We start from the raw sequence: 8,405 nt of genomic DNA, 5'->3' as shown, positions 1-8,405 counted from the left end.
CGGGTCCTTCAACAGCACGCGGGCGATCGCGATGCGCTGCTTCTCCCCGCCGGAGAGCCGATACCCGCGCTCGCCCACCACGGTGTCGTACCCCTGCTCGAAGCCGGCGATGATGTGGTGGATGTTGGCGCCCGTGCACGCCGCGATCAGCTCTTCCTCGGTGGCATCGGGCTTCGCATAGCGGAGGTTGTCACGGATGGTCGCGTGGAACAGGTAGGTCTCCTGGGACACGATGCCCACGTTGTCGATGATCGACTCCTGCGTGAGGGTGCGCACGTCGGCGCCCGCGAACATCACGGCCCCTCCCTTCGCCTCGTACAACCGCGGCGCCAGGTACAGGATCGTGGTCTTGCCCGCGCCCGACGGGCCGACGAACGCGACGTGCTGACCCGGTTCCGCCGTGAACGACACACCGTCGAGAGTCGGCCTGGCGTCAGCCGAGGCATCGGGGTAGCGGAACACGACCTCGTCGAACTCGATGCGCCCGCGGGGTCCAGGAGCCTGATCGACGGTGATCGCGTCGGGGGCGTCCTGGATCTCCGGCACGAGGTCGAGGTACTCGAAGATGCGCGCGAACAGCGCGGACGAGGTCTGCAGATCGAGCGAGACCCTCATGAGGCCCATCAACGGCATGAGCAGCCGCGCCTGCACGGTGGTGAAGGCGACGACGGTTCCCGCGGTGATGGCTCCGGTCCCGCCGGCGATCAGATAGCCGGAGACGAGATAGATCACGGCGGGCACACTCGCCATGATCACCTGCACGACGGCGAAGAACCCCTGGCCGCTCATCGCACGCCGCACCTGGAGCACGACCTGGTTGCGGTTCTCCGCCTGGTACCGCTCCGACTCGGTGCGCTGCCGGTTGAACGCCTTCGACAGCAGCATGCCCGACACGCTCAGGGTCTCCTGGGTGATCGAGGTGAGCTCGGACAGCGACTCCTGCGTCTCCCCCGCGATCCTGGCGCGCACCTGCCCCACCTTGCGCTGCACGACGATCAGGAACGGCATCATGACGACGGCGATGAGCGTCAGCCGCCAGTCGATCAGGATCATCGCGACGAGCGAGGCGATCACGGTCACGACGTTGCCGAGGATGCTGGTGACGGTGTTGGTCAGCACGCCGGACACGCCACCCACGTCGTTCTGCAGCCTCGACTGGATGACGCCCGTCTTGGTGCGCGTGAAGAATCCGAGCTCCATCGCCTGCAGATGCTCGAAGAGCTTCACGCGCAGATCGCCGGTGACGCTGTTGCCGACGGTCGAGGTGAGCCAGGTCTGCGCCACCCCCAGCCCCGCGGAGACCAGGAACAGGGCGACCATCGCCACGACGAGCCAGGCCAGCAGTTCGAGGTGCGGGCTTCCGCCGTCCACCGGGAACAGCGCGTCGTCGAAGATGCGCTGCACGATCAGCGGCGGGATGACCGCGATCGCGGCGCCCAGCACGACCAGGATGCCCGTGAAGAGGATGCGCCAGCGATAGGGGCGGAACAGGGAGACCACCCGCGCCCCGAGACCGTTGATCCGCGGCGCCTCGGCGTTCAACTTCCGCTGCGCGTCTTCATCGACTCCGCGGAAGCCACCTCCCCGCGGGCCACCGCCCATGCCGCCGCCCATGCTCATTGCGCCAGCGTACCCACGCGCGCGGACATCGGGCCGCGTGTATCCGCCTTCAGCGGATATCTGTGAATACGGAATGAAATGTCCGCGGCTGCCGTTACGCTGAATGACTCTTGCGAACTCTCGCGATATCCATTTCTTCTTCGCCCTGGAGGCCGCCCATGTCTGCCGTCGATACCGGCTCCATCTCGACGACTCCCGCCGCGGCAGGGGGCGAGATCCCCCGCAAGGACATGCGGGTGATCTGGCTGCTGCTCGTCGCCGCCTTCGTCGCCATCCTCAACGAGACCACGATGGGGATCGCGATCCCCCATCTGAACACCGACCTCGGCATCCCGCCCGAGCTCGGCCAGTGGCTCACGAGCGCCTTCATGCTCACCATGGCCGTGGTCATCCCCACGACCGGGTTCATCCTGCAGCGGTTCACGACGCGCCAGGTCTTCATCGCCGCGATGATCGCGTTCTCCCTCGGCACGCTCGTCGCTCTCGTCGCCCCCGGCTTCGCCGTGCTGCTCGTCGGCCGTGTCATCCAGGCCGCAGGTACCGGCATCATGATGCCGCTGCTGATGACCACGATCATGAACGTCGTGCCGCCGCAGTCCCGCGGTCGCATGATGGGTCGCGTCGGTCTCGTCATCTCGCTCGCTCCCGCGATCGGCCCGACCCTCGCCGGAGCCGTGCTCGAGCTCGCCAGCTGGCGCGCGCTCTTCGGCATCATCCTCCCCATCTCGCTCATCGCCCTCTTCATGGGTGTGAAGTGGATGACGAACCTGGGTGAGACGCGGTCCGTGCCGCTCGACGTGCTCTCGATCCCGCTCGCGGCTCTCGGGTTCGGCGGGATCGTGTTCGGTCTCAGCCAGTTCGGCGGCGAGGGCGGATCCGGCGAGACCGCAGGGATCATCTCCCTCGTGGTCGGTGCCGTCTCACTGGGGCTCTTCGTGTGGCGTCAGCTCGTGCTGCAGCGCATCGACGACGCGCTGCTCGACCTGCGCGTGTTCCGCTCGAGCAACTTCACGCTGTCCGTGATCATCATGTCCATCCTGGCGCTGTCGATGTTCGGCACGCTGACCCTGCTCCCGCAGTACCTGCAGAACGTGGCGGGGCTCAACCCGCTCCAGTCCGGCCTGATCCTGCTCCCCGGTTCGCTGCTGATGGGCCTGCTCGGACCGATCATGGGCCGTATCTACGATGCGCGCGGCACCCGCCCGCTGCTCATCCCCGGCACGATCATGGTGTCGGCGTCGCTGTTCTTCTACTCGACCGTCGGTGAGCACACCGTGTGGTGGGCGCTCATCATCGTGCAGGCTGTCATGTCCGTCGGTCTCGCGATGTCGTTCACACCGCTGTTCTCGGCATCGCTGGGTTCGCTCCCGCGGTCGCTGTACTCGCACGGTTCGGCCGTGCTGAACACACTGCAGCAGGTCGGTGGCGCGGCAGGTGTCGCACTGCTCCTCGTGACCTACTCGTCGATCCTGCACGCGGGCGAGCAGGAGGGCCTGACGACTGCGGTCGCCGGCGCTCCCGGCGCACGCATGGCATTCCTGATCGCGGCGATCATCTCGCTGGCGACTGTGGCGCTCAGCCCGTTCGTCCGCAAGCCTGCAGACGATGCGGGCGAAGGGTTCCACGGCGGGCACTGACCGCGCCGGGACGGCCTGAGATGGCGTCTGCTGCTTACTCGCTCTTCGGGGCGGGGAAGTGGCAGACGCCATTGCTGCAATAGCCGGCCGATTCCCCCTCGAGCAGGTTCAGAGAATCCAGGAGCGGCTGCAGCCCGACGGGCGCGTCCTGCTGCACGGAGTCCTGCTGCGTTTTCTTCATCCCTCGATCGTACGCCTGCCTGGAGGGAGTGGCACCGAAGGCGCCCGTAGCACGTCGACAGCAGATCGACAGCCGTTCTCCCCTACGGTTGAGCCATGCTCAAACGACTCCTCGCCCGCGTGTTCTGGGCGTTCGGCAGATGGAAGCTCGTGAGCGAGTCGGCGCCGACGCGTCCGACGGTGCTCGTGGGAGCACCCCACACCTCGAACTGGGACTTCGTGCTGATGCTCGCCATCGCGTGGAAGCTCGACATCAGCGTGCACTGGCTCGGGAAGAAGAGCCTCTTCCGCGGTTGGCGGGGTCCGATCATGCGGCGTCTCGGCGGTATCCCCGTCGACCGCACCGACCCGGCGCGCGTGGTGAAGGATGTCGTGGGCCAGGTGCACGACGGCACCGTCTTCGGACTGGTGGTCACCCCCGACGGAACACGCGGGGGCAACGAGTACTGGAAGTCGGGTTTCTACCGGATCGCACGAGAGACGGGCATGCCGGTCACTCTCGGTTTCGTGGATCGGACGACCATGACCACCGGCCTCGGACCGACGATCGATCTCACCGGAGACGTCGCAGCCGACATGGACCGGATCCGCGCGTTCTACGCCGACAAGGCGGGCGTGCGGCCCGACCGACGTACCGAGCCGCGGCTGCGCGAGGAACTCCCCACGACCACCGAACCCGAGTCTCCTCAGGACGCGCCGGCGCCGTGACCTCAGTCCTCGGCCTCGCTGTGCTTTCGCGCGTAGGCGAGGTCTGAGTCGCTGAGGGACTCCACCATCCCGACCACGGCGCCGGTGATCACCCGGATCTCCTCGCGCACGGCATCGTCCAGATGAGAGGTGTCGCTGTTCAGCACGGCGCGGCGCCCGTCCTGCGAGAGCTCAGGCCACCAGTCGCGGATCGGTGGGAGCGTCATCTTGCACTCCTTCGTTCGGGGGACGCAAGCAGCTGGACAGCGCCAGGTCGGGAAATCCACACTGAGACCATGACATCAGACCCATCGCGTGGAGAACACGAGCGCGACGACCGTGTCGACGGACGCGACGAGACCGCCAACGAGCGGGCGGATCGCAACTGGGACGAGTTGCTGCAGGAGTTGCGGGTCATGCAGACCGGCACCCAGATCCTCACCGGCTTCCTTTTGGCTGTCGCCTTCCAGCCGCGGTTCACCGACATGGACGAGCTCCAGCGTGACCTGTACGTCGTCCTCGTCGCTCTCGCAGCCGTGGCGACCATCTTGGCCCTCGCGCCGGTCGGAATGCACAGGGCGCTGTTCGGACGTCGTCGCAAGCCCGATCTCGTCCGCATCGCCGCCCGGATCGTGCGTATCGATCTGGTCGTGATCGGTGCGTTGACCGTCGGGGTGACCACGCTGATCGTCGACTTCACGGTGAATCGGACGGCGGGTGTCATCGCTCTCTTCGCGGCGCTCGTCCTGATCGGAGCCCTATGGCTCGCTCTGCCCCGAGTCATGCGCGGAAGGCCTCTCACCCGCGGAGCAGGACCCGAATGAAGAGGGCGTGGTCCGCGGGTGAGAGGACGCTCAGCGTCCCGCGGGGCTGCGGTTCTCCGCGCTGACCATCCAGGCGAACTGTTCGAGCCGCTCGATGATCGCGTGCAGCAGGTCCGCCGAGGTCGGATCCTCCTCGTCGACGGCATCGTGCACGTCGCGAGCGGTGGCCACGGCCGCCTCCAGGCGCTCGGTGACCAGGTCGATCGTCTCGGTGGTGGACACCTCTCCCGCCGGGAACTCGGGAAGCGAAGAGGTCTTCGCGATGGTGGCACTGCGCCCGTCCGGCACAGCGTGCAGGGCACGCATGCGCTCGGCGATCGTGTCGCTGAAGGTGCGAGCGTCGTCGATGATCTCGTCGAGCTGCCGGTGCGTATCGCGGAAGTTGCGTCCCACGACGTTCCAGTGGGCCTGCTTGCCCTGGATCGCGAGATCGAGCAGGTCGACCAGCACCGCCTGCAGGTTCTTCGCGAGCGTGGTCGAGGCGGTGAAGCCTTTCTCCGCGTTCTGCTGCCTGGTCGTCTTGACCGCGCCCTTCGTCGAGCCGCCGGTCTTCTTGGTGGTTGTGGTTTCAGCCATGGTGTGACCTCCTGATCGCGACGCTAGCCTTGGCGATCCTCCACGGCGAGGGGGTTGACACCGCGGGCGCCCACCCCGGAATGTGACTCGGGTGAGTGACGCAGACATCGTGAACGAAGAGCACCGCCCCGACCAGCACGCCGCACCGGGTGAGGTGGTCATATCTCCCATCAGCGACCGCGACGCCGGCGAGGTGCTGACCGTGCAGAGGGCGGCCTTCGTGTCGGAAGCGGCGATCTACGGGAGCGTCGACATGCCACCGCTGACGCAGACGCTCACCGAGCTGGAAGCGGAACTCCGCTCCGAATCCGGGCTGACAGCACGCATCGACGGGCGGCTCGTCGGCGCGATCCGGTACGTGGAGCAGGACGGGCTGTTGCTGATCGGCAGGATCGCGATCGCACCGGACATGCAGGGCGAGGGAATCGGCCGCCTCCTGCTCGAGAGCGCCGAGAAGGCGTCGAACGCGGATGTGGCCGAGCTGTTCACGGGCAGTCTGAGCGAAGCGAACATCCGCCTCTACGAGTCGTGCGGGTATGAGGAGCACGAGCGTGTACCTGACGGCGACGGCACCGCGCAGGTGTTTCTGCGCAAGAACCTGCGAGCAGGGTAAGAGCCTCCTCCGAATCCCCGCAAGGGGGTTGAGACACTCACCGAGGTTCGGCATCGTAGCCCGGACATGTCGCGACCGTGACATGCCCCAACCGGAAGGAGAGTCTCGTGCTCACCCTCACCGACAACGCCTCCGCCATCGTGACGACTCTGGTGAGCCGTCAGACCGACGCCCCGGATGCCGGGCTCCGCATCCACTCGACAGAGCCTCAGAACGCCGAGGGAGGTGCGCGCCTCGCCGTGCTCGTCGCCGCCGACCCGGAGCCGCAGGACCAGGTCGTGGAAGTGGCCGGCACCCGGCTCTTCCTCGATGAGTCGGCAGTCGCCGCTCTCGACGACAAGATCCTCGATGCCGGCGTGGACGACGAAGGCTCCGTGTCCTTCGCCGTCACCCCACAGGTCGCCTGACCGAAGGATTCCGGATGCCGCGGCCGAATCGGTCGCGGCATCCGTCTGTCCGGAATATCACGATCCGACCCCGTCGGCCTGCCCGTTGCTGCGTCGTCGCCCCCTATCGATACCGTGAGACCATGCGACGTTCACTTCTGCCTGCGCTGGCTCTCGCCGGCGCGGCTCTCCTTCTCGCCGGCTGCACCTCAGCTCGCCCCGCAGCCGAGCCCACCACCGTGCCCAGTTCTGCACCCTCGTCGCCGACCCCTAGTCCGACCCCCACGGTGGAGCCACGGATCGTCGTGTCCCTCGACGGCATCGCCGTCACCGACGAGACGGGCACCCGCGACGCCGCGCTCGACGACACCGAGGCGGTGCTCGACCTGTTGGAAGAGACGACGGGAGAGCTCCCGGAGCCGGAGAAAGTGGAGACCTTCCCGGGTTACGACTTCTCGTTCGTGAACTACATATGGGACGGCTTGCGGGTGTTCACCGACACCGAGCACGAAGGTCCGGCCTCTGTGGCGATCACCGGAGCGTCGCTCGACGGTGTTCCGATCACCGCCGCAGACGGTCTCTCCGTCGGATCCACGCGTGCCGAGCTCCTCGATGCGGGCGCCTGGGCGCTCGACGATGCCGAGGACCCCGCCACCGCCGAGTTCCTCGGCCTGGGAGGACGCGAAGCGCCAGGGACAGAGTCGCTCAGCCACCCTGGCTCCACCGGCATGATCTACACGCTCTTCTGGTTCGACGGCGACACGGTGAAGCAGATCCAGGTCCCCGCGAACGACTACAGCGACCTCTGAACGACACCACGTACCCTGGAAGCAGTCCGCAAGCCCGTGCGGATCATCGAAAGACTCCCGTGAAGATCTCCCTGCTCCGCCGCTTCGTCGTCCTGGCGGATGAACTCCATTTTCCGCGCGCGGCGGACAAACTCGGGATTCCGCTGGCTTCGCTCTACACCTCGATCGACAAGCTCGAAGCCGAGGTGGGCCACCCCATCGTGCACCGCGAAGGTCCGACGCGGCTCACTTCCGTCGGTGAGCTGCTGCTCGTGGAGGCGCGTGCCGAGGTCGCGGCTGCGCCGGAGCCGGTTCGCAGCGCCCCTGCCCCTGCCGGAGGCAAGGCCAAGGCGTCGAAGGGCAAGGGGCGTGCTCCCGCGGTGAAGGGCCAGCCGAAGCCCTACAAGAAGCGGCAGGGCCGGTAGGCGAACGGGTCGCTCAGTCCCAGTCGAGGTACTCCTCGATCACGACGGCCGTCTCGATGGGGAAGGTCATCGGGAACATGTGGTCGCCACCTTCGATGGTCTTCACGCTCGCGCGCTCGGGCGCCGTGGACTGCAGCTGCTCGCCGTTCGCCGGAGGCGTCTCGATGTCCTTGCTGCCCTGGATGATGAGAACGGGCATCACCGGCGCGAGCGGCGTCGCGTCGTCTTCGACGGCCAACAGGGCCAGGCCGTTCACGCGGTCGGCGTGGGCGACGGCGAAAGCACGCGCCACCGTACCGCCGAAGCCGTGTCCGCCGATCCAGGTGTCGCCGAGCCCCACGTGGTCGATCACGGCGAGCGCGTCGTCAACCCGCGCAGCCAGCGTCGCCTCGTCGTGCTTACCCTCGGCACGGTGGCCGATCCGCAGCACATGGAAGCCCGCTTCCTCCGCAAGGTAGTGCGCCACGACGCCGAGCACATCCGCCGCCACGTCGCGCTCCTGGATCAGGACCAGCTTGACGGGTCCGTCTCCCTCGTCGACGAAGGGGATGGCGCGGCCGTCGGGCTCGAAGATCTGGGTCTCGGTCATCGGCGTCAATCTCCTCGTGCCGTCAGGGTCAGGAACTCAGGCGGAACGCCCACGGCGGACACCAGCGACCGGACCGCGAC

The 8,405-nt window shown here is 67.2% G+C and carries 12 protein-coding genes; 7 read left to right on the top strand and 5 right to left on the bottom strand.

Going from position 1 to position 8,405, the window contains the following annotated elements; genetic code table 11:
- The coding region (locus tag DSP71_RS17165) for an ABC transporter ATP-binding protein (protein ID WP_258546519.1) at positions 1–1,614 on the bottom strand (1,614 nt) is incomplete at its 3' end.
- A 164-nt stretch (positions 1,615–1,778) separates the two neighbouring features.
- On the opposite strand from DSP71_RS17165, the gene DSP71_RS17160 reads away from it, so the two are divergent.
- Positions 1,779–3,257 carry a DHA2 family efflux MFS transporter permease subunit gene (locus tag DSP71_RS17160; protein ID WP_113681672.1) on the top strand — a complete coding sequence of 493 codons (1,479 nt, stop codon included), beginning with the start codon at positions 1,779–1,781 and terminating at the stop codon, positions 3,255–3,257.
- Positions 3,258–3,291: 34 nt separating this feature from the next.
- On the opposite strand, the gene DSP71_RS22470 is transcribed toward DSP71_RS17160, so the two are convergent.
- Positions 3,292–3,438, bottom strand: a complete 147-nt coding sequence (locus tag DSP71_RS22470; RefSeq protein WP_179515903.1) for a hypothetical protein — start codon at positions 3,436–3,438, stop codon at positions 3,292–3,294.
- Between the two features lie 95 nt (positions 3,439–3,533).
- Here DSP71_RS22470 and DSP71_RS17155 point away from each other — a divergent pair, with 95 nt between their 5' ends.
- On the top strand, positions 3,534–4,145 hold the full coding sequence (locus tag DSP71_RS17155) for a 1-acyl-sn-glycerol-3-phosphate acyltransferase (RefSeq protein WP_113681671.1): 612 nt from the start codon (positions 3,534–3,536) through the stop codon (positions 4,143–4,145).
- A gap of 2 nt (positions 4,146–4,147) precedes the next feature.
- Here the strand turns inward: DSP71_RS17155 and DSP71_RS17150 are convergent, their stop codons facing one another.
- Positions 4,148–4,351 carry a hypothetical protein gene (locus tag DSP71_RS17150; protein ID WP_046749598.1) on the bottom strand — a complete coding sequence of 68 codons (204 nt, stop codon included), beginning with the start codon at positions 4,349–4,351 and terminating at the stop codon, positions 4,148–4,150.
- A 69-nt stretch (positions 4,352–4,420) separates the two neighbouring features.
- Here DSP71_RS17150 and DSP71_RS17145 point away from each other — a divergent pair, with 69 nt between their 5' ends.
- Positions 4,421–4,948, top strand: a complete 528-nt coding sequence (locus DSP71_RS17145; RefSeq protein WP_046749599.1) for a DUF6328 family protein — start codon at positions 4,421–4,423, stop codon at positions 4,946–4,948.
- Positions 4,949–4,978: 30 nt separating this feature from the next.
- Here DSP71_RS17145 and DSP71_RS17140 read toward each other — a convergent pair whose 3' ends face one another.
- The gene (locus DSP71_RS17140) at positions 4,979–5,524 is read right to left on the bottom strand and encodes a Dps family protein (RefSeq protein WP_046749600.1); all 546 of its coding nucleotides are present in this window, start codon (positions 5,522–5,524) and stop codon (positions 4,979–4,981) included.
- A gap of 154 nt (positions 5,525–5,678) precedes the next feature.
- Between DSP71_RS17140 and DSP71_RS17135 the strand changes: the two genes are divergently transcribed.
- The 4 genes from DSP71_RS17135 (at position 5,679) to DSP71_RS17120 (ending at position 7,736) form a co-directional block, all read left to right on the top strand.
- Complete coding sequence (locus tag DSP71_RS17135) at positions 5,679–6,137, top strand: GNAT family N-acetyltransferase (protein ID WP_061015145.1); 459 nt, start codon at positions 5,679–5,681, stop codon at positions 6,135–6,137.
- Between the two features lie 107 nt (positions 6,138–6,244).
- The gene (locus tag DSP71_RS17130) at positions 6,245–6,544 is read left to right on the top strand and encodes a Fe-S cluster assembly protein HesB (RefSeq protein ID WP_045262755.1); all 300 of its coding nucleotides are present in this window, start codon (positions 6,245–6,247) and stop codon (positions 6,542–6,544) included.
- A gap of 122 nt (positions 6,545–6,666) precedes the next feature.
- Entirely contained in the window at positions 6,667–7,332 is a 666-nt protein-coding gene (locus DSP71_RS17125; protein ID WP_147251351.1) for a hypothetical protein, read from the top strand.
- Positions 7,333–7,391: 59 nt separating this feature from the next.
- On the top strand, positions 7,392–7,736 hold the full coding sequence (locus tag DSP71_RS17120) for a LysR family transcriptional regulator (RefSeq protein ID WP_046749603.1): 345 nt from the start codon (positions 7,392–7,394) through the stop codon (positions 7,734–7,736).
- Positions 7,737–7,749: 13 nt separating this feature from the next.
- On the opposite strand, the gene DSP71_RS17115 is transcribed toward DSP71_RS17120, so the two are convergent.
- Positions 7,750–8,325, bottom strand: coding sequence for an alpha/beta fold hydrolase (locus DSP71_RS17115; protein ID WP_046749604.1), 576 nt, complete (start codon positions 8,323–8,325; stop codon positions 7,750–7,752).
- Between the last annotated feature and the right edge of the window lie 80 nt (positions 8,326–8,405).

This window comes from Microbacterium sp. H6 (assembly GCF_003314775.1).
GTDB lineage: Bacteria > Actinomycetota > Actinomycetes > Actinomycetales > Microbacteriaceae > Microbacterium > Microbacterium oxydans.
The sequence above is the reverse complement of the archived record's forward strand: the minus strand, read 5'-3'. Positions and strand labels throughout refer to the sequence as shown.

Bases quoted from the DNA above. Each gene is read 5' to 3' on its own strand.
- DSP71_RS17150 (WP_046749598.1), bottom strand. From the start codon at position 4,351: ATGACGCTCCCACCGATCCGCGACTGGTGGCCTGAGCTCTCGCAGGAC.
- DSP71_RS17160 (WP_113681672.1), top strand. From the start codon at position 1,779: ATGTCTGCCGTCGATACCGGCTCCATCTCGACGACTCCCGCCGCGGCA.
- DSP71_RS22470 (WP_179515903.1), bottom strand. From the start codon at position 3,438: ATGAAGAAAACGCAGCAGGACTCCGTGCAGCAGGACGCGCCCGTCGGG.
- DSP71_RS17145 (WP_046749599.1), top strand. From the start codon at position 4,421: ATGACATCAGACCCATCGCGTGGAGAACACGAGCGCGACGACCGTGTC.
- DSP71_RS17125 (WP_147251351.1), top strand. From the start codon at position 6,667: ATGCGACGTTCACTTCTGCCTGCGCTGGCTCTCGCCGGCGCGGCTCTC.
- DSP71_RS17155 (WP_113681671.1), top strand. From the start codon at position 3,534: ATGCTCAAACGACTCCTCGCCCGCGTGTTCTGGGCGTTCGGCAGATGG.
- DSP71_RS17115 (WP_046749604.1), bottom strand. From the start codon at position 8,325: ATGACCGAGACCCAGATCTTCGAGCCCGACGGCCGCGCCATCCCCTTC.
- DSP71_RS17140 (WP_046749600.1), bottom strand. From the start codon at position 5,524: ATGGCTGAAACCACAACCACCAAGAAGACCGGCGGCTCGACGAAGGGC.